This window comes from Rhizobium sp. L51/94 (assembly GCF_019355555.1).
Lineage (GTDB): Bacteria > Pseudomonadota > Alphaproteobacteria > Rhizobiales > Rhizobiaceae > Rhizobium > Rhizobium rhododendri.
In genome coordinates, this window is the sequence record NZ_CP072141.1 from 1,588,255 (window position 1) to 1,611,014 (window position 22,760).

Sequence of the window (22,760 nt, forward strand, 5' to 3'; positions counted from 1 at the left end):
TCGGATTGCGAGAGTTTGCGACGTTACTCGCCGCCACCGTTCGTCGGAGGCTCCAAACCGAAGGTCTTTTTGGGACCGTCCCAGCCCGTGGTCCTGACGAACTGCTCCCAGCCAAGGCAGTCCGAATTGATCCGCCGGCTCCATTCAAGGTCGCGATCGCCTCGGAAGTAGCCGTACTCCACCGCAAATTCGGCCATGCCGATGATCTCGCGCACAAGGTCCGGGCTCTCTGCAAAATGCGGGAAGTGCCGAAGCAATTCCTCGGTTCTGTAAGCCGAGGCGTAAACCGCCTTTTGACCGGTGACACGGGTAAAAGCCTCGATCATCTCTGCCGGCGAGATGACGTCGCCAATCACCGGCAGCGTCTGGCCGGAATAGGTGCCGGGATGATCGAAGATTTCAAGGACTGCCGGTCCCGTCGCAGTCAACGGGTCGACAAAAGGTGCCTTGAAGTGCTCGGGCAAATAGATGGGAAATACCAGCGTGTCGCCATCCATGCGGGGCGCGTAATATTCGAGGAGATTTGTGTAAAAGAACGCAAGCTCGATAAACGAACTCAGGATCGGCAACCCACGGATATAGGCTTCGACCCTGCTTTTGTCGGTGAAGTGCGGCGCAAACTTGGTGCCGCCCGTGATTTGGTCGACATTCTCCAGAGTGCTGAAGACCACGTGCTGGACGCCGGCCTCGACGGCGGCATCCGCGCCAGATCCTTGCCGATGTCGAACTCGTATGTTGCTGGCGGTGCAACGCCGGGGGTCATGAGGAATGCCCCATGAGCACCCCTGAATGCTTCGGCGAAATCCATTTTGCGGCCTTGCGCGAGTGGGACCGCGAAAAGCTCGGCCCCTTGTGCCGCCAAGGCGAGCGCCTCGGGAGAACCGACGTTGCCGGTGAGGGCGCGCACATGATAGCGCCCGTTTTTTAGCAGCGAGTGGGCCACGCTACGGCCCTGTTTGCTCAGACTTCCTGCGATCGCGACGATAGGTTTGCTGTTCGATGGCATGCAGATCTCCCATGCATATGGCGTCAATAGAAGCCCATGGCATGGCAGGCGGCATGGTATTTGTGAAATCGATTTAATTCTGGGTTACAATCCATCTGATGGATATCAAGCGTATGGATCTCAACCTGCTCGTCAGCCTGGAAGCTTTGCTGATCGAGCGAAATGTCACGAAGGCTGCGAAAAGGCTGAATTTAAGTCAGCCAGCGCTCAGCGCGCAGCTGAACCGCCTCCGCGATGTCTTCGATGATCCGTTGCTCGTTCCGGGACATCGTGGAATGATCCCGACCGCGAAGGCGTTCGAATTGCTGGAGCCATTGCGCGCGGCGCTGGAACAGCTGCGCAGCACTCTTGATAGTCACAAGAGCTTCGCACCCATGAGTGCCGAACTCGTTGTCTCCATCGCATGCACCGATTATGTCGAGGCGGCGGTCGTTCTTCCCCTCATATTGGCGTTGCGTGAGAAGGCCCCAGGCGTACGGATCGCCGTGCATCGGCTAAACCCGCCGAGACTGGACCAGCAGCTTTCGGATGGCAATGTCGATCTGGCGATCGCCACGCCCGATGGCAGCCAGCCGCACCTGCGCACGCGGCATCTGTTCGAGGAAACCTACGTCCTCATAGGTCGAGAAGGCCATCCGCATCTCAGGAACAGCCTTACTGCCGAAGGGTTTGCCGAGCTGGAGCAACTGATCGTTTCGCCGTCCGGCGGCGCATTCACAACCCCTGTTGATGCAACGCTCGGGGCGTTTGGTCGTCAACGCAAGATCGTCGCCTCGGCAGCGTCTTTCCTTGTCGTCCCGGAGATCGTCGCTGCCAGCGACCTTGTCGCGCTGGTGCCGCGCCGCTTGCTGCAGCGTCGGCTCCCCCTGCTGACCATGATCGACGTTCCATGGCTATATGAACATTTTACAGTGGAGCTGGTATGGCACGATCGTACCCATGGGCACCCCGGCCACCATTGGATCCGTCAACTGATCTACGATCTCATGGTCGATTGAATCGAGAGTGCCAAGCAAGGCGATTGGCGGAGGACACGTATGGTTTGGAAAATAAACCGCCGTTTTCCGTACGACGAAACTGATGTCATCTGTGACAAAAGCGATGACCCGACATTTCAGCGAGAGGGCCGGACACGAATGCCCAACCCTCTTAAATCCGCGCCAGTTGGCAATCAGCCGCCGAAGCCGCCGAAGAGGGTGCGGAGCACGTCCATGCCGTGATCCTTGTAGCTGACTTCGCCCTGCTTGTTGCCGGGGCCGACGACGATGACCTTGGTGCCGACGGGCACGTGGTCGTAGAGATCGGCGACATCGGCGTTCATCATGCGGATGCAACCCGACGACAGGTTGAGGCCGATGGTCCAGGGCTGGTTGGTGCCGTGGATGCGGAAAATCGTGTCGTGGCCGTTCTGGTAGAGATACATGGCGCGGGCGCCGAGCGGGTTGGCTTCGCCGCCTGGCACGGAGGCCGGCAGCGGATGGCCTTCCCGGGCTTCGCGCACGCGCATTTCCGCCGGTGGCGTCCAGACCGGCCATTCCGCCTTGCGGCCGACCGTGACGATCCCCGACCAGCCGAAGCCGTCACGACCGACGCCGATGCCGTAGCGCGTGGCGCGGTTGTTGCCTTCGACGAGATAGAGGAACTTGTTGTTGGTATCGACGATGATCGTGCCGGGCGCCTCATTGGTGACGAGACGGACGAGACGCTTGTGGAATTCCGCAGGCACGGTCCGGTTCGGTTTGATATTGCGAACCGCGTCGTTGGCCGTCGTCATCGGGGCGGCCGTCGTCACAGCGATCATGGACGTCAGCGCAATCGCTGTTGCGGCCATCAGCCGAATAACTTGCTTCATCCTGGAGTTCCTCTGGTGCAAAGATCGAGAGGCTAATCAAACCGATTAGAATTTCAAGATCTACAGCATCAGCAGAGGCATTTTTGGGTAGCGTCGAGCCGTCATCCGATCAGCTCGTCGCCACCCATGGTAAAATTACATCACTATGACGCGGGTGCCGACCTTCACCCGGTCGAAAAGATCGCTGACATCCTCGTTGCGCAGGCGGATACAGCCGGACGAAACGGCGCTGCCGATGGTCCAGGGCGCGTTCGTGCCGTGGATGCGGTAAAGCGTCGATCCGAGATACATGGCGCGGGCGCCGAGCGGGTTGCCGGTGCCGCCTTCCATGTGGACCGGCAGGTAGTGCCCCTTGGCAGCTTCGCGCGCAATCATTTCCGAAGGCGGTGTCCAGCCAGGCCACTCTTCCTTGCGGGTGATGGTGTGGGCGCCGGCCCATTCGAAGCCGGGCTTGCCGACGCCGACGCCGTAGCGCCTGGCCTTGCCGCCGCCTGTCACCAGATAGAGGAAGCGGTTGTCGGTATCGATGACGATCGTGCCCGGCCGTTCCTTGGTCTGGTAGTCCACCATCTGCGGCAGATACTGCGGGTCGAGTGTCGAGCGGATGACAGGCATGCCGGGTCGCACGTTGGCAACCGTTTGTACGGGTCTGCCGCCGAACAGCGGACGCGAAGCCCGCTGCTGGAATAGCCCGCGCGGCTGGACCGGAACCGGGCGGGGGTACACAACCGGCTGGACGGAGGCGCCGCCGAGCTGCGTCACCCACGGGGCCGTGAGGTCGGCGCTGACGATGACCGGCGGGCGTATCTGGTAACGGTCGGTGGCGAGGGCAGGGGCGGCAAAGGCGGCGACGAGGCCGGCCGCAAGCAAAATAGACTGTTTCATCATCGGACGGACTCTCTACAATGGACCGAAGATCGGGCGTTCTGGCGCTCGGTTCGGAAAACATCGTGACATTGCCCTGCCCATGAATGGTAAACGGCGGTTCATGAAAACGCCGGCAGACATGTAAACCTTTCGTCAGGGTTAACCATCGGTTTGGAAAGACGGTTTGCAAATGGTAAAGCACCGAACGAATTGGGAAGCCTGATGACTGCAACAGGATTAATCATCGGCGACGACGGCCGGGAACGCTGTTTCTGGCACGCAAACCTGCCCGACTATCTGCGCTATCACGACGAGGAGTGGGGGCGTCCCGTCACCGATGATATAAGGCTGTTCGAGAAGATCTGCCTCGAGGGTTTTCAGTCCGGCCTGTCCTGGCTGACCATCCTGCGCAAGCGCGACAACTTTCGCAGCGCCTTTGCCGGGTTCGATTTTCACAGGGTTGCCGTCTTCGGAGAGGCCGACATCGAGCGTTGCGTCGCCGATGCCGGCATCATCCGCCATCGCGGCAAGATCGTCTCGACGATCAACAACGCTCGTCGTGCCATCGAGCTGAAGGAGGAGTTCGGGTCGCTCGCCCGCTATTTCTGGAGCCACGAGCCGAGGCCCGACGAACGACCCGCAGTTGTCGACCGCGCAAGCCTTTCGGCCAATCCGACGACGCCCACCTCGGTGCGTTTATCCAAGGACCTGAAGAAACGTGGCTGGACTTTTGTCGGCCCAACGACAATCTATGCCTTCATGCAGGCCATGGGTCTGGTCAACGATCATCTCGAGGGCTGCTATTGCCGGGACAGTGTGGAAAAGATGCGCAACGACCTGGTGCGGCCGTGAGAAGGTTCTGCTTGTCGCTCGGCCTTGGGCTCGCCGCAACCGGTCTTGGCCCCGTGGCCCACGCCGAGGATGCCAGGGCGCCGCAATTGCAGATGCCGGAGTTGGACCGAGGCGAGGAGCTTGAAAAGCTCGGCTTTCCCGCCGTCACCGAGAAGCTCACCGGCTGGACCAAATTCGGCAAAGGCAAGGTCTACACCCTGCCGATCAAGGCCGGCCAGCATTTGAAGATCACTTTTGCGTCGAAGAGCCAGTATGCCTTCATGGCCATATTCGACCTGACCTCAAGCGCCGACGAAGCCTTTTTTGGCACCGATGAGGACGGCATGACCGCCGATGTTACCGTCAGTGCCGATACGACCTGGTTCATCAAGCCGTACTATTCCCGCGTCACCCGGCGGCGGGGCCTCGGCGCACCCTATTCCATCCTCATCGAGCCGCTGCCATCGGGCCTGCCGCAGCAATCGGCTCCGGCTGGCGATGCGGACAAGGCGCCCTCCCTGTTTCCGCCAAAACCCGGCACGCCGGCGCCCGCAGCCAACAAACCGTCCCTGTTCCGGCCCTAGAGAATCCGGGGCCTCAGGCGGCAGACAGCTTTGCGATCAACGCTCCGAGCTCGCCCAGATGCTCTATCTTGTGGAAGCGCGGTGCATCCTTCGGTTCATCGACATGTTCGTAGACCCAGGTCAGCGCGTGCGGCACGAAGACACCGTAGCTGCCGGCAGCGATGGCCGGCACGATGTCCGATTTCAATGAGTTGCCGACCATCATCGCCCGCTCCGGCCCATCGCCGACCTTTGCGAAGATCCGGCGATAGGTGGTCGCCGTCTTGTCCGAGACGATCTCGACGGCGTCGAAGAAATCGCCAAGACCGGATTGCGCCAGCTTGCGCTCCTGGTCGAACAGGTCGCCCTTGGTGATCAGCACCAGCAGGTAGTGTCCGGCCAGCGCTTCCAAGGTTTCGCGCGCATGCGGCAGCGTTTCCACCGGGTGCGACAGCAGGTCCCGACCGATGTCGAGGATCTCGGCGACAACCCTCGCCGGAACAGTGCCTTCGGTGATCTCGATGGCCGTCTCGATCATCGACAGGGTGAAACCCTTGATGCCGAACCCGTAATGGGCAAGGTTGCGGCGCTCGGCGGCAAGCAGCCGCTCCGACACCCTGTCTCCCTCGGCGTAGTCGGCGAGCAATTCGGTAAAATGCTTTTCGGTCAGCTGGTAGAAGTGTTCGTTCTGCCAGAGCGTATCGTCGGCATCGAAGCCGATGGTGGTCAGCGGACGCACGGTCATAGCCATCTTCCTCGTCGGTTCTTCGGGCAGACTTTATCCCTTCCGGCAAGCGAGACAAGCATCCTCGAAGACATCACGGCTGCGTGAAACCGGTACATCGTATCGTTGAAGTCGGGGCTCCCCGCGTTATCTTGGGGTAGCGGCAAGGCCTGCAGGCGATCCGCTTGCGAGTGGACAGCAGCGTCGAAACGTCTGCGGAGTGTCCAATTGCGGCCGAACGAAAGGAATTTCAAATGCGCTACAATCAGCTTGGCAACACCGGCATGTTCGTCTCCGAACTCTGCCTGGGTACCATGACCTTTGGCGAGGCCGGCGGCGGCAGCACCTGGGGTGCAATCGCCGACGTCGACCAGGATGCAGCCGACAAGATCGTCGAAAAATCGCTCGCAGCCGGCGTCAACTTCATCGATACCGCCGACGTCTATTCCTTCGGCGTTTCCGAGACGATCCTCGGTCAGGCGCTGCAGAACCTCGAAGTGCCGCGCAAGGACGTGGTTATCGCCACCAAGGTCTTCGGACCCATGGGCGAAAAGCCCAACGATCGTGGCGCCTCGCGCGGCCACATAATGGATTCCGTCGAGGCCAGCCTCGAACGGCTGCAGGTCGATCATATCGATCTTTACCAGATCCACGCGACCGACTCGGTGACCCCGATCGAAGAGACGCTGCGTGCCTTCGACGATCTCGTCTCCGGCGGTCTGGTGCGCTACATCGGCGTATCGAACTGGCAGGCCTGGCGCATCGAAAAAGCGCTCGGCATCTCCGAGCGTCGCGGCTTTGCCCGCTTCGAGACGGTGCAGGCCTATTACTCCATCGCCGGCCGCGACATCGAGCGTGAGATCGTGCCGATGATGGCGGAAGAGAAAATGGGCCTGATGGTCTGGTCGCCGCTCGCCGGCGGGCTGCTATCCGGCAAGTACGGCCCGGGCGCACCCGGTAACGGCGAAGGTCGCCGCGCCAGCTTCGATTTCCCGCCAGTCGATAAGGACCGCGCCTGGGCCTGCGTCGCCGCCATGCGTGAAGTCGCTGCCAAGCACGATGCCAGCGTTGCCGAAGTGGCGCTTGCCTGGATCCTCGCAAAACCTTTCGTCACCAGCGTCATCATCGGTGCCAAGCGGGTCGAACAACTCGACCAGAACCTCAGCGCCGTCGATCTCAGGCTTGATGCCGAAGATATGGCAAGGCTCGACGAGATCAGCGCACTCGATGCCGAGTATCCGGGCTGGATGATGCCGCGCCAGAACGCCGCTCGCCGTCCCCAGCCTTTCGACCCGAAGGCCTGATCGCGTAGACTACGAAGCCGTCCCGCTCTGTCGGGGCGGCTTTTCTCCTAAAGGAATGTTTCCGCAATCGGCTCCCAGCCATTCGGACCCGGACGAAACTGCGGAATATGCGCGAGGCTTTGAACCAGGGCGCTGTCGGCGCCAAGCGTCTTCTGCCAGTCGCGGGCCTCGGTCAGGATCACGCCAACACCGACGACCTCGCCGCCCGCCTTGCGCACCAGTTCCATCGAGCCCTTCAGGCTGGAGCCGGATGCGACGACATCGTCTACCACCACGACGCGCTTGCCGGCCAGCAACGGAACCGCCTGCCGGTCGAGCAGCAGGCGCTGCTCGCCTTTGGAGGTGATCGATGTGATCGTCTGCACGAGCGCATCGCCAAGATGGATTTTCGGCGATTTCTGCAGGATGACGTAGCGATCAAGCCCCAGCGCCCGGCTGACCTCGATTGCAACCGGAATGCCGAGCGTGGCTGCCCCGACGATGACATCCGGCTTCAGCGGCGCCAGTTTGGCGGCCAGTTTTTCCCCGACATGTGCGCCGAACCTGACGCCGAGATCGATCACCATCATCAGCGAAATGCCAAAATCCGGTTTGATCGGGACGATGGGCAGATCGATTGGATAGCCGGCGACATCGACTGTCCAGTACTGGGTTTCGATGGCGGCGGGATCTGTCATGGGTCTGCCTCGGGAGGGGATGAAAGCTTGATTGCGCTGATGCCGGTCTTACTTGTCGTGCGCCTTCAGCCACGCTTCCATCTCCTTGATCTCCTTCTGCTGGGCCTCAATGACGCCTTTCGCCAGTTTGCGAAGTTCCGGATCCTTGCCGTATTGCAGTTCGACCTTCGCCATCTCGATCGCGCCCTGATGATGGGGGATCATGCCGCGCACGAAATCGGCGTCGGCATTGCCGCTGTAGGTCAGGCCCATGTCCTTGTGCATTTTCGCGTTGGCAGCCGCAAAGGCCTGGCTCGACGGGCTCTGGTCACCCATCGGCTTGCTCATATCCATCTTTGACATGTCTTCGGCAAAGGCGGTGCTGGAGGCAAAGGCGAGTACGGAGGCCAGGAAGATGGTTTTCGTGAGCATGGAATTCCTCGTTCGGGATGGGTCGAAATTCGCGTGAAATCAGACTGTTCAGATTTTGGCCGCCTTGCGCAACGCCTCGTTGATACGGCTCTGCCAGCCCTTGCCGGTGGCCTTGAAGGCATCGATGACATCGGGATCGAGCCGCAGCGAGATTTGCCGCTTCGGCGCCTCGACCGCCGGTCGCCCACGGGCCCGGCGAATGCTTTCCGCCAGATCCGGAAAAACGTCGGCAAACGGCCGGGCGTTCTTGAAGTCTTCTTCGGTCCATTCGGGATTTTCCGGATCCTCGGCAATCCCTCTTTGTATTCGTCGTTCTTCAGCGTCAGTGAGGATACGGCGTCCTTGATCGATATTGGTCATAAAGGCTCCTTTCCTTGCGACTGGCCGGCCTGAGCGAAATCAGCGATATTCCTTGATGCCCCAATCTCGCGAATATGACGGCAACCATGTCGTTGGCCAAAAGGCCGATCGCCTTCAGTCGTCCGTTTCGGGCATTGAGGATCATCGCCTCGGTGAAAAACTCCAATTCCAGGTCGCCGAAATCGAGATCATGCTTTTCGACGTTCTTCTCGCGCTTGCGCTCGTCCCACGTAATTTTCATCGCAAGAATACCCCCGAAGTGAATATTTGTCGATAATAAAAGTGCTACAATAAAACTTGGATTCTGCGCTATCGGCGCGACAGGCGGGCGGCGATCACCTGATGGACGATCTGGTAGTCCCGGCTTTCCTCGCCGAGCGGCGCCACCGGCCATGTCCAGCGCTCGATGGCCTCGGGCGGTGCGATGCCGAGCAGCAGGTCTGCCTGCTCGTGGATCTTGCCTGTCCGGTCGATGACGGCGTAGGCGATATCGGTGACAAGGCAGCTGCGACAGGGCAGGACGGCGAGGTCGGCAAGATGTGCGCCGACGAGGCGTGCCGCCGCATCCGCCGGCATAATGCCTTTGCGGTCGTCGGATAGTCGCCGCTGGACGCCGCGGCCGATCTGCGACAGGAGATTGGCTGACACGACGAGGTCGAGGTAGGGAACCTGCCGCAAAAAGCCGAGCGGTTCGAGGCCTTTCCCGGCGGTGAGCTGGTCATAGCCTGAGAGGTCGCGCTCGATCAGACGGACGTTGCCGAGGCGCCGGGCCTTCAACCAGAGTCGCACCGATGCCAGATGCACGAGATCGACCAGCACGACCGTATCGAAAGCCTGGGCCAACTCGACAATGGGTACATCACGCAGCAGTCCTGAACCGAGCACCACGGCGGTGCGCCGCTGGGTGAGGTCGGCCATCGCATCGAGCACGGCCTTCTGGCTGTGCCGCTCGTGCTCTGCCCAGGCCTGTCGGCAGCGTCCGGCCCGCGACCACAGGCTGACGGAAGAGCGGACGAACCGTCGAAACGGCTTGCCGGTGAGGGGTAGGGTGGCGAGTTGCTGGAGCGTTTCGGCAATCATCGGCAGGAAGCGTCGGGCGAGGATGCGGCCAAAACCAGGATGACGGATTTTGCGGGTGGCGGCGTGGCGGTTTGCTGGAGCATCGATGTCGGCCTTCCCGGAAAGATATCGGCGAGGGTGGCATTTTTCCCCGGCAACCGCCAGCCGCCGAATTGCCGTTGCAACCCTTGCCGCAATCGGCCCGATCCGCTAGGAAACCGCCACTGTCACAGGACCGGAATGCAGCGCCATGAACGACAAGCCGAAGAAGCCCCAGAAGCTGAGAGCCCGCCTACCGCGCGGCTTTGGTGATCGCACTGCTTCCGATATCCATGCCACCAACGAGATGGTCGCAAAAATCCGCGAGGTCTACGAGCGATACGGTTTCGACCCGATCGAGACGCCGCAGTTCGAGTATACGGATGCGCTCGGCAAGTTCCTGCCCGACAGCGACCGTCCGAACGAAGGCGTGTTCTCGTTGCAGGATGACGACGAGCAGTGGATGAGCCTGCGCTACGACCTGACCGCGCCGCTCGCCCGCCATGTCGCCGAGAATTTCAACGAGATCCAGCTGCCCTACCGCACCTATCGCCAGGGCTACGTTTTCCGCAACGAAAAGCCCGGCCCCGGCCGCTTCCGCCAGTTCATGCAGTTCGACGCCGACAGCGTCGGCGCACCCGGCGTCCAGTCCGATGCCGAAATGTGCATGATGATGGCCGACACGCTGGAAGCGCTTGGCATCAAGCGCGGTGACTACGTGATCCGGGTGAACAACCGCAAGGTTCTAGATGGGGTCATGGAGGCCATTGGTCTCGGTGGCGAGGAGAATGCCGCGCGGCGGCTGAATGTGCTGCGTGCCATCGACAAGCTTGATAAGTTCGGCAGTGACGGCGTTCGGTTGCTGCTTGGCGCCGGTCGTAAAGATGAGTCCGGCGATTTCACCAAGGGTGCGGGGCTCGATGAGAAACAAATAAACTCTCTCGAACTCTTCTACTCAGGATTTGCAGAACACGCGCCCGCTGCTGAGGCGCTCCAAGATGCAGCGACCGCTGACGATGATCAATTCATTAATGAAAATGGGATCACAATCTACCCCAGCAGTTCTAGCAAGCTAGAGAACTACCTTAAGCTTTTTGGGGCGGACCATCCCGCTCATGAGGGTTTCAAGGAACTCAAGATCATCAGCGATGTGGTGCGCTCAGCCGGCTACGGCACCAAGCGCATCCGCATCGACCCCTCCGTCGTCCGTGGCCTCGAATACTACACTGGCCCGGTCTACGAGGCCGAACTGACCTTCGACGTCACCAATGAAAAGGGCGAAAAGGTCGTTTTCGGCTCGGTTGGCGGTGGCGGTCGTTACGATGGGCTTGTGTCGCGTTTCATGGGCCAGCCGGTGCCGGCCACAGGCTTCTCCATCGGCGTTTCGCGTCTGATGACGGCGCTGAAGAACCTCGGAAAGCTCGGTCAGGACGAGGTGCTGGCACCTGTCCTCGTCACCGTCATGGACAGTGATATCGAGTCTCTGGGAGGCTACCAGAAGCTGACGCAGGCGCTTCGCGGCGCCGGGATCCGTGCCGAAATGTACCAGGGCAGCGCCAAAAAGAAGATCGGCGACCAGCTGAAATATGCGGACCGTCGCGGTTGCTCGCTCGCCATCATCCAGGGCGGTAACGAGCGGGCCGAGGGCGTGGTGCAGATCAAGGACCTGATCGAGGGCAAGCGCCTTTCCGGCGAGATCGAGGACAACGCATCCTGGCGCGAGGCGCGGGTGGCGCAGGAGATCGTGCCGGAAGCCGAGATCGTCGCCAAGGTGCAAGCGATGCTGGCAGCTCAGGCGGAGGACCGCAAGCGGGCGATGCAGGGGCGGCAGGCATGACGCGGGCAAGCGTTCGAGGGGAGATCGCCTTATGCCGCTGATCGACCTCCCGACCTTTGCGCCCGAATTGCTGGCCGAATTTGAGGCCCGTCGCACCAGCCGCATCGACACCCCGGTCATCCAGCCCGCCGAGCCGTTCCTCGACATGGCCGGCGAGGATCTGCGCCGCCGTATCTTCATGACCGAAAGCGAAACGGGCGAAAGCCTCTGCCTGCGCCCGGAGTTCACCATTCCCGTCTGCCTGCGCCACATCGAAACGGCGACGGGCACGCCGAAACGCTACTCCTATCTGGGCGAGGTCTTCCGCCAGCGCCGTGAGGGGAGCCACGAATTCTACCAAGCCGGCATCGAAGATCTCGGCGATATCAATATATCGAGTGCCGACGCGCGTGCCATCGGCGATGCCACCGGCATCCTCACCCGCCTGTTGCCCGGCCGTCGCCTCAAGGTGACGCTCGGCGATCAGGCTGTGTTCGAGGCAGTCGTGCAGGCGCTCGGCCTGCCGCTCGGCTGGCAGAAGCGGCTGATCCATGCCTTCGGCGATACCGCGCAGTTGCAGGCGCTGCTTGCCCGGCTGGTCAGCCCGCAATTCGTCACAGATCTCGACGACGACGTTGCCCGGCTGGTGGCAGAGGATGACGAGGCAGCTCTTGTTGCCCACATCGACGGTACCATGCAGAAAACCGGATATTCGACCAATGCCAGCCGCTCGCCGCAGGACATTGCCCGTCGGCTGAAGGAAAAGCTGATGCTCTCGGAAACGAGGCTCGACGATGCCGCCTATGGCGTGCTTGAGGAGTTCCTGTCGCTGAACGTGCCATTGTTTAACGCGTCTGCTGCACTTGCCGGCTTTGCCGATGCGGCAGGCCTGCGGCTCGGCAATGCGCTGTCGCGGTTCGACGGCCGGGTTGCGGCGCTTGCCAATGCCGGCGTCGATCTCACCACCATCGAATACCGCGCCGCATTCGGACGGCCGCTGGATTACTACACCGGGCTGGTCTTCGAGATCGCAGCCGAGGGATCGCCTGCGGTGCTCGCCGGCGGTGGTCGCTTCGACCGGCTGATGGCGCTGCTCGGCGCCCAGAACCGCATTCCTGCTGTCGGCTTCGCGCTCTGGCTCGATCGCATCGAGAGTGAGAGGGCGCCGGCATGACCGTCACCATTGCCTTGCCCTCCAAGGGTCGCATGAAAGATGACGCGTCCGACATTTTCGCCCGCGCCGGCATGCCCATCGTCGCCGTCGGCAACGACCGTTCCTATCGCGGCCGTGTCGAAGGTTGGGACGGCGTCGAGATCGCCTTTCTCTCGGCATCCGAAATCTCCCGCGAGATCGGCAACGGCAGCGTCGATTTCGGCGTCACTGGCGAGGATCTCATTCGCGAGGGTCTGGCGGAAGCCGACAAGCGCGTCGAGTTTTGCGCCCGGCTCGGCTTCGGGCGGGCCGATGTCGTGGTCGCCGTGCCGGAAATCTGGCTCGATGTCGATACCATGGCGGATCTCGGCGATGTCGCTGCCGATTTCCGCAGCCGCCGTGGCCGCCGCCTGACGATCGCCACGAAGTATGCCCGGCTGACACAGCAGTTCTTCTCCAGCCAGCACGGCATCCAGCTCTACCGCATCGTCGAAAGCCTCGGCGCCACAGAGGGCGCGCCAGCCTCGGGCTCGGCAGACATTATCGTCGACATCACCTCGACGGGTTCGACGCTGGTGGCAAACCACCTGAAGGTTCTGTCTGATGGCATCATCCTGCGCTCGCAGGCCTGTTTTGTCAGGGCCCGGAAGGACAGCCACAACAATGACCCGCTGATTGCCCGTATCGTCGCCGCAGTCAAAGCAGCACTGCCGGAATAAGCAGCATCCCAAAAACAGAAAGGCCCACCGTGCGGACACGGTGGGCCTTTCTGCATCGCGATGATTTAGGGCTATCAGGCTGCGAGGGCGTAGGAGCCGCGGCGAGCGTCGAGCGAGTAGGCGCCGGGACCGACTGTGGCGAGGAAGATGTAGGCGCCGGCAAGCGTAAAGTTCTTCATGACCATGATCTGGTTGAGCGCGTTGATCCAGCCCAGTGCCGCGTCCGGAAAGCCCGGAACGTTGACGGTCGGGAGGTGGAAGACCACTGCGGTGAAGATGCAGAATGCAGCGATTGCCCAACCGACGATGCGCACCTGGAAGCCGACGAGGACGCAGAGGCCGGTGACGAGTTCGAACAGGCCGGCAACGTAGGTCAGCAGCGTCGCGCCCGGCATGCCGGCGCCGGCGATCATTCCGGCGGTGCCCGCCGGGTCGGTCAGCTTGCCGAAGCCGGCGAAGATGAACATGAATGCCAGCAGGACGCGGGCAACGAGAATGATGATGTTGTTAGTATTGGACATCGGACCCTCCGGATGTGCATTGCCGATCGCGGCAATCTCTGGAGTTCTTATTCGCTATTTTACGCCCGTTGAAAAGATGAACGATCAAAGACGCTTCGTTCGCAAATAGTGAACGCGATGAGCGCTTGTTGACTTTGCAAACCGCGCCGTCAGGTTATGATATCGTTTCCCGTCAGACATATCCAAAAAGGCAATTTCCATGGCAGATCTGTCCTCCTTCCCGATCACCCGCCGCTGGCCGGCGAACAATCCCGATATCATCCAGCTCTATTCCCTGCCGACGCCGAATGGCGTGAAGATTTCCATCGCGCTGGAGGAATTGGAGCTGCCTTACGAGGCGCATCTTGTCTCGTTCGGGACCAACGACCAGAAGACGCCTGAATTCCTGTCGCTCAACCCCAACGGACGCATTCCGGCGATGATCGATCCGGATGGACCCGACGGCAGGCCTATTGGTCTGTTCGAGTCCGGTGCGATGCTGGTCTACCTCGCCGAAAAGACCGGCAAGCTCATGCCGACAGATGCTGCCGGCCGCTATGAAGTTCTGCAGTGGGTGTTTTTCCAGATGGGCGGCATCGGCCCGATGTTCGGGCAGTTCGGCCACTTCTTCAAATATGCCGCCGATAAGGTCGCCAACAACATTTACCCGGTAGAGCGTTATCGCGACGAGACGAAGCGCTTGCTGGGGGTTCTGGAAGAACGCCTGAAGGGTCAGCAGTGGCTGATGGGCGATCTCTATACCATCGCCGATATCGCCTGCTTCCCGTGGGTGCGTGGCGTCGACGTCTTCTACGGCGGCAAGGATGTGCTGGGCCTTGCCGACTTCCCGCTGGTCATGGATTGGGTAGCGCGCGCCACGGCACGTCCGGCCAGTCAGAAGGGCCTCGAAATCCCGAAGCGTGACTGATACCTGGATTGGTGGAACTTGCGGAGCCGGCACTGTTGCGCTGGTTCCGCCGCACTTTACTGGCGGCTGCCTGTGCTTTCGGATGCGCCGATCTTGAACCGTGGGAACAGGAACACGCCGACCATGCTGCCGGAGTAACGTTCCTCGGTGCCGATGGACTCGCCGATGCAGAAAACCGGCTGACGTTGTCCACCTTCGGCAAGCACGGTTGTGGAGAAACAGAACGAGGAGGACGAGGTTGCTGCCTGTTCGAAAAGTTCGAGAATGCGCGAATGGTCGCGGCTGTCATAGCAGCGCATCAGGTTCAGCAGGCCGCATTCCGTCACGTGCAGGCCGTGCAGTATCGTGCTGAGGCTGCCGAGCTTGATCACACCGCTGGCGAGATCGCCGATCCAGCGCTCGGACACGCAAAACTGGCTTAGAAGTTCATGGTCTTCCTCGACGCCACGGGATCCCTCGATGAAAGGCGCCGCAAGATTGGCTTTGGCAATCTTAAACAAAACGTTCCCCACTCCCGTGCGGCCACTCCCTGGCCAAGTACACTATCAGATTGTATATTTCCCGTCTCGCCTCAGATAGAAAAGCGGACGATTTTTAGCCGATGCCGCGCGTTATTACTATAATCGCAGACATGGCGTTCAGGTTAGTCACTTGAAAACCGTAACGATCAAGTAGCGAAATTTGTTTCACAAGAGCCGCAAAGCATCTTTAGACTGCAACTTGTTGGGAGCGAAGGTCTTTCGCAGATAACCTGCCGTTTTCCGCGCCCTGGTTCATCAGGGTCCGTTTTATAGAAGAAATATTAAAAACAGCAATGGGCCAAACGACGAAAACACGTCGTATGTGCGTGTCAAAGCATATACTTAATGATCGGTTGCTGTTCAAGGTAAACCGGCTTTCGACTGGTCGTGTGCAAAAGCAGGAATTGAGAAGACATCGTCAAAAGACCGGATGCACGGCAGGAAACCGTCGCTTCGCTCACAATGCATGCGTGGAAAGGGGAGGGGCGTTCTTTTGACATGAGCCTGTCGCTCATTCTCCGGGCATCTGGGGCGCACTGTAGTCCGGGGACCAGAGCCCGTGATTTTGTCGACAGCACCGAGCTAACTTTACGGAGAGGGGATCAGAGGAATTGCCGGGATGCAATCTATGAGAGAATCGCGCGGTATTCTTCTGCGCCGTCCCGAGGCGGCGGACAAAAAAGGGCGACCCGAAGGTCGCCCTCTCGATAGTGCGGTGATCCGAAGGATCACATCATGTCCATGCCGCCCATGCCGCCCATGCCGCCGCCCATTCCGCCACCCATGCCGGCGCCGGAGTCCTTCTTAGGAGCTTCAGCAATCATGGCTTCGGTGGTGATCAGCAGCGAGGCAACCGAGGCTGCGTTCTGTAGAGCCGTACGGACAACCTTGACCGGGTCGACGATACCCATGGCGATCATGTCGCCATATTCGCCGGTCTGGGCGTTGTAGCCGTAGTTGTCGGTGTTGCTTTCGAGGATCTTGCCGACGATGATCGAGCCTTCATCACCAGCATTTTCTGCGATCTGGCGAACCAGCGACTGCAGAGCCTTGCGGATGATGTTGATGCCGGCCGTCTGGTCGTCATTGGCGCCCTTGATGTTGAGGACGACAGATGCGCGCAGAAGTGCGGTACCGCCGCCGGGGACGATGCCTTCCTGTACGGCAGCGCGCGTTGCGTTCAGCGCGTCGTCGATACGGTCCTTCTTTTCCTTGACTTCAACTTCGGTCGCACCGCCAACGCGGATGACGGCAACGCCGCCAGCGAGCTTGGCAAGACGTTCCTGCAGCTTTTCGCGGTCGTAGTCAGACGTGGTTTCTTCGATCTGAGCCTTGATCTGCGCGACGCGGCCTTCGATGTCGGACTTCTGGCCCGAACCGTCGACGATCGTCGTGTTTTCCTTGGTGATCGAGATCTTCTTGGCGCGGCCGAGCATTTCGAGCGTAACCGACTCGAGCTTGATGCCGATGTCTTCGGAGATCACAGTGCCGCCCGTCAGGATGGCGATGTCTTCGAGCATTGCCTTGCGGCGATCGCCGAAGCCAGGAGCCTTGACAGCAGCAATCTTCAGGCCGCCGCGCAGCTTGTTGACGACGAGCGTTGCAAGAGCTTCGCCTTCGACGTCTTCAGAGATGATGAGGAGCGGCTTGCCGGTCTGGACGACAGCTTCGAGAACCGGCAGCATTGCCTGCAGGTTGGAGAGCTTCTTCTCATGAAGGAGAATGTAAGCGTCTTCCAGTTCGGCAACCATCTTTTCTGGATTGGTCACGAAGTAAGGCGAGAGGTAGCCGCGGTCGAACTGCATGCCTTCGACGACTTCGAGTTCAGTTTCGGCGGTCTTGGCTTCTTCAACCGTGATGACGCCTTCATTGCCGACCTTCTGCATCGCTTCAGCGATGTACTGGCCGATTTCCTTTTCGCCGTTGGCAGAGATCGTGCCGACCTGGGCCACTTCGTCCGAAGTGCTGATCTTCTTTGCCTTGGATACGATGTCCTTGACGACTTCGGCAACGGCGAGATCGATGCCGCGCTTCAGGTCCATCGGGTTCATGCCGGCAGCAACAGCCTTGCCGCCTTCGCGGACGATGGCCTGGGCCAGAACGGTTGCAGTCGTCGTGCCGTCGCCGGCGATGTCGTTGGTCTTCGAAGCAACTTCGCGGACCATCTGGGCGCCCATGTTTTCGAACTTGTCTTCGAGTTCGATTTCCTTGGCGACAGAAACACCGTCCTTGGTGATGCGCGGAGCGCCGAAGGACTTGTCGATGATGACGTTGCGGCCCTTAGGACCGAGCGTGACCTTTACTGCGTCAGCGAGGATGTCGACGCCGCGCAGCATTTTTTCGCGCGCAGTACGGCCGAACTTAATTTCTTTAGCTGCCATGTTAAAAACTCCCGGGCTGATGCCCAATTGGTTTTATGGAATTGTTGACGAAGAAAACCGGCTGGATCAGCCGATGATCCCCATGATGTCGGCTTCCTTCATGATGAGAAGGTCTTCGCCGTCGAGCTTGACTTCAGTGCCCGACCACTTGCCGAACAGGATGCGGTCGCCAGCCTTGACGTCCAAAGGAATGATCGTGCCCTTGTCGTCGCGAACGCCGGTGCCGACAGCGACGATTTCGCCTTCCTGCGGCTTTTCCTTGGCGGTGTCTGGAATGATGATGCCGCCCTTTGTCTTGGCTTCAGATTCGACGCGGCGTACGACGACGCGGTCGTGCAGCGGGCGGAAATTGGTGGTTGCCATTGTCTAATCCCTCGATCGAATGACATTCACGGACCACGGGGGATCCGTATGGGTAGTGTTGGCACTCAGCCTCGGCGAGTGCTAACGACCTGCATTTAGGGACGGCTGTCACGGGAGTCAATAACAGCGATAGTGAATTTTTGTACCGGAATTGTGACCCCCGGCCCGAATTGCCCGAACCCTTTGCTGGCCATGCAAGCGCATCCGGCATGCGACTGCGGCAATTCGGCGTTCGGGACGCGCGGTGCTTTTTCAGACTTGTAATCTTGAAGCTGGTTTGCGATGTCAGCCGCAACGTCTCTTACCGGAAGAACAACGGCATGGCCAAGCGTATCGATAGCCTTCGCGATCTCACCAGCGCCTACGACGTCGTCCTCTGCGACGTTTGGGGCGTGCTTCACAACGGCGTCGTTGCCAATGCCGATGCCTCGGCAGCGCTGGAAGCCGCCCGCGGGCAAGGCCAGGCCGTGGTGCTGATCACCAATTCGCCGCGCATCTCGCCGCAGGTCGTCGAGCAGTTGCGGACCATCGGCGTTTCGGACGGTGCCTATGACCGTATCGTCACATCCGGCGACGTCACGCGCACGCTGATCGCCGAGGGTCCGAAGTCGGTGTTTCTGCTCGGCCCGGACCGCGATGTCGCCCTGATCGAGGGCCTTGGTGTGGACCGTGTTTCCGCCGACGAAGCGCAGTCGGTGGTCTGCACCGGCTTCTTCGACGACGAGACCGAGACCCCGGAAGACTATACCGACATGCTGAAGGCCTTCGCGGCACGCAACGTGCCGATGATCTGCGCCAATCCGGATCTGATCGTCGAGCGCGGTCACAGGATGATCCCGTGCGCCGGCGCCATGGCTGCCTATTACAACCAGATGGGCGGCCAGACCCGCGTCGCCGGCAAGCCGCACCGGCCGATCTATGAGGCGAGCCTTGCGGCCGCCCGCGAGGTGCGCGGCGATTTCGATCTGTCGCGTGTCGTCGCCATCGGCGATGGGATGCCGACGGACGTGCGCGGCGCACTCGGCTACGGTCTCGACTTGCTCTATATCAGCCAGGGCATCCACGCCGGCGAATACACCATCGAGGGCAAGGCGGATGAAGCAATTCTGCATGCCTTCCTGGACAGGGAGCAGGCGTCACCGACATGGTGGATGCCGACGCTCGCCTGAAACAGTCTGGATATTGACGCTATGACCGTTTTCCATCGAAACGAGACCCGTGAACAACTGCCGGCGCACCTGCGCGGTGGCGTGATCGCCATCGGCAATTTCGACGGCGTCCACCGTGGTCACCGGTCGGTGCTGGATCGGGCGCTGGAGATTGCCAAGGCACGCGGCGTTCCGGCACTGGTGCTGACATTCGAGCCGCATCCCCGCTCGGTGTTCCGCCCTGACGAGCCCGTCTTCCGCCTGACGCCTGCGCCATTGAAGGCGCGCATCCTCGAAGCGCTCGGCTTTGACGCCGTCATCGAATATCCGTTCGACCGCGAATTTTCGCAACGCTCGGCAGACGAGTTCGTCAGCACGATCCTGATCGACTGGCTCGGCGCCTCCGAAGTCGTCACCGGCTTCGATTTCCATTTCGGCCACGGGCGCGAAGGCGGTCCGGCCTTCCTGATGAATGCCGGCAGTCGCCATGGTTTCGGGGTGACGCTGATCGATGCCTTTCGCGACGAGAATGCCGAAGTGGTGTCCTCGAGCCGCATCCGTGCCTTGCTGGTCGACGGTGAAATGTCCGAGGCCGCCGGTCTGCTCGGCTACCGCTACCTCGTGGAAGCAGACGTCATCGGTGGCGAAAGGCTCGGGCGCACGCTCGGCTATCCCACGGCCAACATGCGGCTGCCGCCGGAAACCGAATTGCGCAACGGCATCTATGCCGTGCGCTTCCGCACCGCCGACCGTGTCATCCACGATGGCGTCGCCAGCTACGGACGCCGCCCGACTGTGACAGAAAACGGCGCGCCTCTGCTCGAAACCTTTTTGTTCGATTTCAGCGGCGATCTCTACGGGCAACACTGCTCGGTGTCGTTTTTTGGCTATCTGCGGCCCGAACTGAAGTTCGACGGACTTGAGCCGCTGATCGCCCAGATGCGTAACGACGAGGCCGAGGCGCGGGCGCTGCTGTCAGGCGTCGCACCTCTCGGGGAACTCGACCGCATCCTCAATTCCTGATGCTGCGCCGCGCAATCGAATTGTGGGGTTTGTAAGGCAAAATTGCTTGCGCAGCCAAGCTTAGCGTTTATGTCTTGGGCATTCTAGAAGCGGAATCGCCGCGCTAAAATGTCCGAAAGGCACTGCTCATCATGGACAAACGTTCCGGAAAGGCAGCCCTCTGGCTGCTCGTCATTCCCTACATCGGGCTCCTCTGGGTGCCGTTCTACAATTTTCGCGATCCGGTGCTGTTCGGGTTTCCGTTCTTCTACTGGTACCAGCTTCTCTGGGTGCCGCTCACGGCTCTGCTGACATACATCGCTTACCGGAGCACGCGCCATGACGACTGATATCAATCCAACGGCGCTCGCCGTATTCCTGTTCTTCTTCGCGCTGGTCACCGTCATGGGCTTTGTCGCCGCCCGTTGGCGCAAGCCGGAGACACTGGCCCATATCGACGAATGGGGCCTCGGCGGCCGTAATTTCGGCACCTGGATAACCTGGTTCCTCGTCGGCGGCGATTTCTATACCGCTTACACGATCATAGCAGTGCCGGCGCTGGTCTATGCCGTCGGCGCCTACGGCTTCTTCGCGCTACCCTATACGATCGTCGTCTATCCCTTCGTCTTCATGGTCATGCCTGTCCTCTGGAAGCGCGCCAAGGACCATGGCTATGTCACCGCCGGCGATGTCGTGCACGGCCAGTACGGCTCGCGCGGCCTGGAGCTGGCCGTGGCGATCACCGGCGTCATCGCCACCATGCCCTATATCGCATTGCAGCTGGTGGGCATGACCGTCGTCTTGAAGGCGCTCGGCCTGCACGGCGAACTGCCGCTCGCCATCGCCTTCATCATCCTTGCGGTCTACACCTACTCGTCCGGCCTTCGCGCGCCGGCGCTGATCGCCTTCGTCAAGGACATCATGATCTATATCGTGGTGATCGTTGCGGTCGCCGCCATTCCGATGAAGCTCGGCGGTTACGCCAGCGTCTTTGCCGCAGCCGACGCCGATTTCCAGGCCAAGGGGTCCGGCAGCCTGTTGCTCGGCAGCAACCAGTATGTCGCCTATGCCAGCCTCGCGCTCGGCTCGGCACTTGCCGCCTTCATGTATCCGCACACACTGACCGGCATCTTCGCCTCCAACAGCGGCAACACCATCCGCAAGAACGCCGTGCTTTTGCCGGCCTATACCCTGCTGCTTGGCCTGCTGGCGCTGCTTGGCTACATGGCGCATGCCGCGCACCTCACGGTGTCCAGCCCGAACGAAGTCGTGCCGGCGCTGTTCCAGTCGTTGTTCCCGAGCTGGTTCACCGGCTTTGCCTTCGCAGCGATTGCCATCGGCGCATTGGTGCCGGCGGCCGTCATGAGCATCGGCGCCGCCAACCTCTTCACCCGCAATTTCTGGAAGGCCTACGTCAATCCAGATGTCAGCCATGCGGGTGAGGCGCAGGTCGCCAAGATCGCCTCGCTGGTGGTCAAGGTCGGCGCGCTGCTGGTCATCCTGTTCCTGCCGACGCAGTTCGCCCTCGACCTGCAGCTGCTCGGCGGCATCTGGATCCTGCAGACTTTGCCGGCCCTGGTGTTCGGCCTCTACACCAACTGGTTCCGGGCACAGGGCCTCCTTGCTGGCTGGTTCGTCGGCTTCTTCGGCGGCACCTATCTGGTGTGGATCAACGGCTGGAAGCCGATGCAGGCCATCGCCTTCGGCGGCGCGCCTGTCACGATCTACATCGGCCTGCTGGCGCTTGCCGCGAACATCGTCGTCGCTTCGGCGGTGAACGCTGTCACCAAGGGCAGGGCCACTGCACAGGCGTGACGGAACGAGCCTGACAAACCCTGAAGAAGCTTGGTTGACGAGAGCGATCCCACTCTCCCTCATCCTCGCCCTTGTGGCGGGGATCCAGCGACACGACGTCTGTCGAGTCAAAGACTCTTTCAGCTCAAGGACTTGAGCTGACTGGATCCCCGCCACAAGGGCGAGGATGAGGGGAGTTTGGTGACCGGCTCGATTTCCCCGGTGGCCTGCTGAGCTGTTGGACAAGGCCCTTGTCAGCGGTCTGGACCGTGGCCGGCAACCCTACTTTTTCCTGCTGCCAGTCCCGCTACGGCTGCAGGAGACGGCTGTCGAAGGGATAGGATTTTATCTCCTCGATCCGGATTTCATGGGCGCGGGGGTGTTGCGGGTTGATGAGAATGTTGGCTGCCGGCGGCATGATCGCTGACGGCACGCGGATCAGGCAAGCCTCGCCGCTCCGCAGGAGCTGGCTGCCTTTCGAGCGGGTGCGATTGATGTCGTCGAAATCGCCCTGATCGATGTCAATGTCTACCATCGGCAGATCGTCCGGACTTAAAATCCGCAACAGCTGGAAGGTCTCCGGAATCTGCTCAAGGCTGACCTGCACGAGGGTCTCGAGCAATGCAGTGGACGGATGATCGCAGCAATAGACGACAGGTGTGCCCAGGTCGTGCCATCGGCCCGGCGCGACCAGCCCACCGCGACCGGAGAGGTCCGCGTAGTTGGATATGCGCTAGAGGGT

25 protein-coding genes and 1 pseudogene are annotated in these 22,760 nt (G+C 60.8%); 12 read left to right on the forward strand and 14 right to left on the reverse strand.

Annotation, left to right across the window (positions count from 1 at the left end; all coding sequences use genetic code 11):
* Positions 1 to 23: 23 nt before the first annotated feature.
* Positions 24 to 1,006, reverse strand: a pseudogene (locus tag J5274_RS07735) (NmrA/HSCARG family protein).
* A 98-nt stretch (positions 1,007 to 1,104) separates the two neighbouring features.
* On the opposite strand from J5274_RS07735, the gene J5274_RS07740 reads away from it, so the two are divergent.
* A complete protein-coding gene (locus J5274_RS07740; RefSeq protein WP_142824089.1) occupies positions 1,105 to 2,004 on the forward strand; it encodes a LysR family transcriptional regulator in 900 nt (299 codons plus the stop codon).
* A gap of 173 nt (positions 2,005 to 2,177) precedes the next feature.
* Here the strand turns inward: J5274_RS07740 and J5274_RS07745 are convergent, their stop codons facing one another.
* Both J5274_RS07745 and J5274_RS07750 read right to left on the reverse strand, forming a co-directional pair.
* Positions 2,178 to 2,858 carry a L,D-transpeptidase gene (locus J5274_RS07745; protein ID WP_142824090.1) on the reverse strand — a complete coding sequence of 227 codons (681 nt, stop codon included), beginning with the start codon at positions 2,856 to 2,858 and terminating at the stop codon, positions 2,178 to 2,180.
* A gap of 135 nt (positions 2,859 to 2,993) precedes the next feature.
* Complete coding sequence (locus J5274_RS07750; protein WP_142824091.1) at positions 2,994 to 3,746, reverse strand: L,D-transpeptidase; 753 nt, start codon at positions 3,744 to 3,746, stop codon at positions 2,994 to 2,996.
* Between the two features lie 201 nt (positions 3,747 to 3,947).
* Between J5274_RS07750 and J5274_RS07755 the strand changes: the two genes are divergently transcribed.
* Together J5274_RS07755 and J5274_RS07760 are read left to right on the forward strand one after the other, a co-directional pair.
* Positions 3,948 to 4,577, forward strand: a complete 630-nt coding sequence (locus J5274_RS07755) for a DNA-3-methyladenine glycosylase I (protein WP_142824092.1) — start codon at positions 3,948 to 3,950, stop codon at positions 4,575 to 4,577.
* Positions 4,578 to 4,669: 92 nt separating this feature from the next.
* Positions 4,670 to 5,140, forward strand: a complete 471-nt coding sequence (locus J5274_RS07760) for a hypothetical protein (RefSeq protein ID WP_219274941.1) — start codon at positions 4,670 to 4,672, stop codon at positions 5,138 to 5,140.
* 13 nt (positions 5,141 to 5,153) lie between these two features.
* Here the strand turns inward: J5274_RS07760 and J5274_RS07765 are convergent, their stop codons facing one another.
* A complete protein-coding gene (locus J5274_RS07765) occupies positions 5,154 to 5,864 on the reverse strand; it encodes an HAD family hydrolase (protein ID WP_142829230.1) in 711 nt (236 codons plus the stop codon).
* Between the two features lie 233 nt (positions 5,865 to 6,097).
* On the opposite strand from J5274_RS07765, the gene J5274_RS07770 reads away from it, so the two are divergent.
* Positions 6,098 to 7,147, forward strand: coding sequence for an aldo/keto reductase (locus J5274_RS07770; RefSeq protein ID WP_142824094.1), 1,050 nt, complete (start codon positions 6,098 to 6,100; stop codon positions 7,145 to 7,147).
* 47 nt (positions 7,148 to 7,194) lie between these two features.
* Here J5274_RS07770 and J5274_RS07775 read toward each other — a convergent pair whose 3' ends face one another.
* From J5274_RS07775 to J5274_RS07795, 5 genes are read right to left on the reverse strand one after another with little or no spacing between them, the layout of a single operon-like run.
* Complete coding sequence (locus tag J5274_RS07775) at positions 7,195 to 7,824, reverse strand: phosphoribosyltransferase family protein (protein WP_142824095.1); 630 nt, start codon at positions 7,822 to 7,824, stop codon at positions 7,195 to 7,197.
* Between the two features lie 48 nt (positions 7,825 to 7,872).
* Entirely contained in the window at positions 7,873 to 8,235 is a 363-nt protein-coding gene (locus J5274_RS07780) for a DUF305 domain-containing protein (protein ID WP_142824096.1), read from the reverse strand.
* Between the two features lie 48 nt (positions 8,236 to 8,283).
* Positions 8,284 to 8,595 carry a BrnA antitoxin family protein gene (locus tag J5274_RS07785; RefSeq protein WP_142824097.1) on the reverse strand — a complete coding sequence of 104 codons (312 nt, stop codon included), beginning with the start codon at positions 8,593 to 8,595 and terminating at the stop codon, positions 8,284 to 8,286.
* The gene (locus J5274_RS29270; RefSeq protein ID WP_307877636.1) at positions 8,558 to 8,989 is read right to left on the reverse strand and encodes a BrnT family toxin; all 432 of its coding nucleotides are present in this window, start codon (positions 8,987 to 8,989) and stop codon (positions 8,558 to 8,560) included. The genes J5274_RS07785 and J5274_RS29270 overlap by 38 nt, the downstream gene beginning before the upstream one ends.
* Positions 8,905 to 9,675: a hypothetical protein gene (locus tag J5274_RS07795; RefSeq protein WP_219274902.1), complete on the reverse strand. Its 771-nt coding sequence runs from the start codon at positions 9,673 to 9,675 to the stop codon at positions 8,905 to 8,907. Before J5274_RS07795 ends, J5274_RS29270 begins: the two co-directional genes overlap by 85 nt.
* Positions 9,676 to 9,904: 229 nt before the next feature.
* Here J5274_RS07795 and hisS point away from each other — a divergent pair, with 229 nt between their 5' ends.
* From hisS to hisG, 3 genes are read left to right on the forward strand one after another with little or no spacing between them, the layout of a single operon-like run.
* Positions 9,905 to 11,530 carry a histidine--tRNA ligase gene (gene hisS / locus J5274_RS07800; protein ID WP_142824099.1) on the forward strand — a complete coding sequence of 542 codons (1,626 nt, stop codon included), beginning with the start codon at positions 9,905 to 9,907 and terminating at the stop codon, positions 11,528 to 11,530.
* A gap of 31 nt (positions 11,531 to 11,561) precedes the next feature.
* Positions 11,562 to 12,683: an ATP phosphoribosyltransferase regulatory subunit gene (locus J5274_RS07805; protein ID WP_142824100.1), complete on the forward strand. Its 1,122-nt coding sequence runs from the start codon at positions 11,562 to 11,564 to the stop codon at positions 12,681 to 12,683.
* Positions 12,680 to 13,381 (forward strand): ATP phosphoribosyltransferase, encoded by a 702-nt coding sequence (gene hisG, locus J5274_RS07810; RefSeq protein WP_142824101.1) that lies wholly within the window; start codon positions 12,680 to 12,682, stop codon positions 13,379 to 13,381. Before J5274_RS07805 ends, hisG begins: the two co-directional genes overlap by 4 nt.
* Positions 13,382 to 13,455: 74 nt before the next feature.
* Here the strand turns inward: hisG and J5274_RS07815 are convergent, their stop codons facing one another.
* Positions 13,456 to 13,902, reverse strand: coding sequence for a DoxX family protein (locus J5274_RS07815; protein WP_111217566.1), 447 nt, complete (start codon positions 13,900 to 13,902; stop codon positions 13,456 to 13,458).
* A 199-nt stretch (positions 13,903 to 14,101) separates the two neighbouring features.
* Here J5274_RS07815 and J5274_RS07820 point away from each other — a divergent pair, with 199 nt between their 5' ends.
* A complete protein-coding gene (locus tag J5274_RS07820; protein ID WP_142824102.1) occupies positions 14,102 to 14,809 on the forward strand; it encodes a glutathione binding-like protein in 708 nt (235 codons plus the stop codon).
* Positions 14,810 to 14,865: 56 nt separating this feature from the next.
* On the opposite strand, the gene J5274_RS07825 is transcribed toward J5274_RS07820, so the two are convergent.
* The 3 genes from J5274_RS07825 to groES form a co-directional block, all read right to left on the reverse strand.
* Complete coding sequence (locus tag J5274_RS07825) at positions 14,866 to 15,309, reverse strand: hypothetical protein (RefSeq protein ID WP_202617130.1); 444 nt, start codon at positions 15,307 to 15,309, stop codon at positions 14,866 to 14,868.
* A gap of 749 nt (positions 15,310 to 16,058) precedes the next feature.
* A complete protein-coding gene (gene groL / locus J5274_RS07830) occupies positions 16,059 to 17,711 on the reverse strand; it encodes a chaperonin GroEL (protein ID WP_142824104.1) in 1,653 nt (550 codons plus the stop codon).
* 66 nt (positions 17,712 to 17,777) lie between these two features.
* The gene (gene groES, locus J5274_RS07835) at positions 17,778 to 18,074 is read right to left on the reverse strand and encodes a co-chaperone GroES (protein ID WP_142824105.1); all 297 of its coding nucleotides are present in this window, start codon (positions 18,072 to 18,074) and stop codon (positions 17,778 to 17,780) included.
* A 320-nt stretch (positions 18,075 to 18,394) separates the two neighbouring features.
* Between groES and J5274_RS07840 the strand changes: the two genes are divergently transcribed.
* From J5274_RS07840 to mctP, 4 genes are all read left to right on the forward strand, one after another.
* A complete protein-coding gene (locus J5274_RS07840) occupies positions 18,395 to 19,243 on the forward strand; it encodes a TIGR01459 family HAD-type hydrolase (protein ID WP_219274942.1) in 849 nt (282 codons plus the stop codon).
* 21 nt (positions 19,244 to 19,264) lie between these two features.
* Positions 19,265 to 20,245: a bifunctional riboflavin kinase/FAD synthetase gene (locus J5274_RS07845; RefSeq protein WP_142824106.1), complete on the forward strand. Its 981-nt coding sequence runs from the start codon at positions 19,265 to 19,267 to the stop codon at positions 20,243 to 20,245.
* Between the two features lie 131 nt (positions 20,246 to 20,376).
* Positions 20,377 to 20,574 (forward strand): DUF3311 domain-containing protein, encoded by a 198-nt coding sequence (locus tag J5274_RS07850; RefSeq protein ID WP_111217578.1) that lies wholly within the window; start codon positions 20,377 to 20,379, stop codon positions 20,572 to 20,574.
* Complete coding sequence (gene mctP, locus J5274_RS07855; RefSeq protein WP_142824107.1) at positions 20,564 to 22,039, forward strand: monocarboxylate uptake permease MctP; 1,476 nt, start codon at positions 20,564 to 20,566, stop codon at positions 22,037 to 22,039. The genes J5274_RS07850 and mctP overlap by 11 nt, the downstream gene beginning before the upstream one ends.
* A gap of 286 nt (positions 22,040 to 22,325) precedes the next feature.
* Here mctP and J5274_RS07860 read toward each other — a convergent pair whose 3' ends face one another.
* Entirely contained in the window at positions 22,326 to 22,748 is a 423-nt protein-coding gene (locus tag J5274_RS07860; protein ID WP_224128239.1) for an RES family NAD+ phosphorylase, read from the reverse strand.
* Positions 22,749 to 22,760 lie beyond the last annotated feature (12 nt).

Coding starts and splice junctions, on each gene's coding strand:
- mctP (WP_142824107.1), top strand. CDS start 20,564: ATGACGACTGATATCAATCCAACGGCGCTCGCCGTATTCCTGTTCTTC.
- J5274_RS07765 (WP_142829230.1), bottom strand. CDS start 5,864: ATGACCGTGCGTCCGCTGACCACCATCGGCTTCGATGCCGACGATACG.
- J5274_RS07820 (WP_142824102.1), top strand. CDS start 14,102: ATGGCAGATCTGTCCTCCTTCCCGATCACCCGCCGCTGGCCGGCGAAC.
- J5274_RS07750 (WP_142824091.1), bottom strand. CDS start 3,746: ATGATGAAACAGTCTATTTTGCTTGCGGCCGGCCTCGTCGCCGCCTTT.
- J5274_RS07755 (WP_142824092.1), top strand. CDS start 3,948: ATGACTGCAACAGGATTAATCATCGGCGACGACGGCCGGGAACGCTGT.
- groL (WP_142824104.1), bottom strand. CDS start 17,711: ATGGCAGCTAAAGAAATTAAGTTCGGCCGTACTGCGCGCGAAAAAATG.
- J5274_RS29270 (WP_307877636.1), bottom strand. CDS start 8,989: ATGGCCGGTGGCGCCGCTCGGCGAGGAAAGCCGGGACTACCAGATCGT.
- J5274_RS07845 (WP_142824106.1), top strand. CDS start 19,265: ATGACCGTTTTCCATCGAAACGAGACCCGTGAACAACTGCCGGCGCAC.
- J5274_RS07740 (WP_142824089.1), top strand. CDS start 1,105: ATGGATATCAAGCGTATGGATCTCAACCTGCTCGTCAGCCTGGAAGCT.
- J5274_RS07780 (WP_142824096.1), bottom strand. CDS start 8,235: ATGCTCACGAAAACCATCTTCCTGGCCTCCGTACTCGCCTTTGCCTCC.
- J5274_RS07785 (WP_142824097.1), bottom strand. CDS start 8,595: ATGACCAATATCGATCAAGGACGCCGTATCCTCACTGACGCTGAAGAA.
- J5274_RS07760 (WP_219274941.1), top strand. CDS start 4,670: ATGCCGGAGTTGGACCGAGGCGAGGAGCTTGAAAAGCTCGGCTTTCCC.
- J5274_RS07840 (WP_219274942.1), top strand. CDS start 18,395: ATGGCCAAGCGTATCGATAGCCTTCGCGATCTCACCAGCGCCTACGAC.
- J5274_RS07795 (WP_219274902.1), bottom strand. CDS start 9,675: ATGATTGCCGAAACGCTCCAGCAACTCGCCACCCTACCCCTCACCGGC.
- groES (WP_142824105.1), bottom strand. CDS start 18,074: ATGGCAACCACCAATTTCCGCCCGCTGCACGACCGCGTCGTCGTACGC.
- hisG (WP_142824101.1), top strand. CDS start 12,680: ATGACCGTCACCATTGCCTTGCCCTCCAAGGGTCGCATGAAAGATGAC.
- J5274_RS07770 (WP_142824094.1), top strand. CDS start 6,098: ATGCGCTACAATCAGCTTGGCAACACCGGCATGTTCGTCTCCGAACTC.
- J5274_RS07815 (WP_111217566.1), bottom strand. CDS start 13,902: ATGTCCAATACTAACAACATCATCATTCTCGTTGCCCGCGTCCTGCTG.
- J5274_RS07850 (WP_111217578.1), top strand. CDS start 20,377: ATGGACAAACGTTCCGGAAAGGCAGCCCTCTGGCTGCTCGTCATTCCC.
- hisS (WP_142824099.1), top strand. CDS start 9,905: ATGAACGACAAGCCGAAGAAGCCCCAGAAGCTGAGAGCCCGCCTACCG.
- J5274_RS07775 (WP_142824095.1), bottom strand. CDS start 7,824: ATGACAGATCCCGCCGCCATCGAAACCCAGTACTGGACAGTCGATGTC.
- J5274_RS07745 (WP_142824090.1), bottom strand. CDS start 2,858: ATGAAGCAAGTTATTCGGCTGATGGCCGCAACAGCGATTGCGCTGACG.
- J5274_RS07805 (WP_142824100.1), top strand. CDS start 11,562: ATGCCGCTGATCGACCTCCCGACCTTTGCGCCCGAATTGCTGGCCGAA.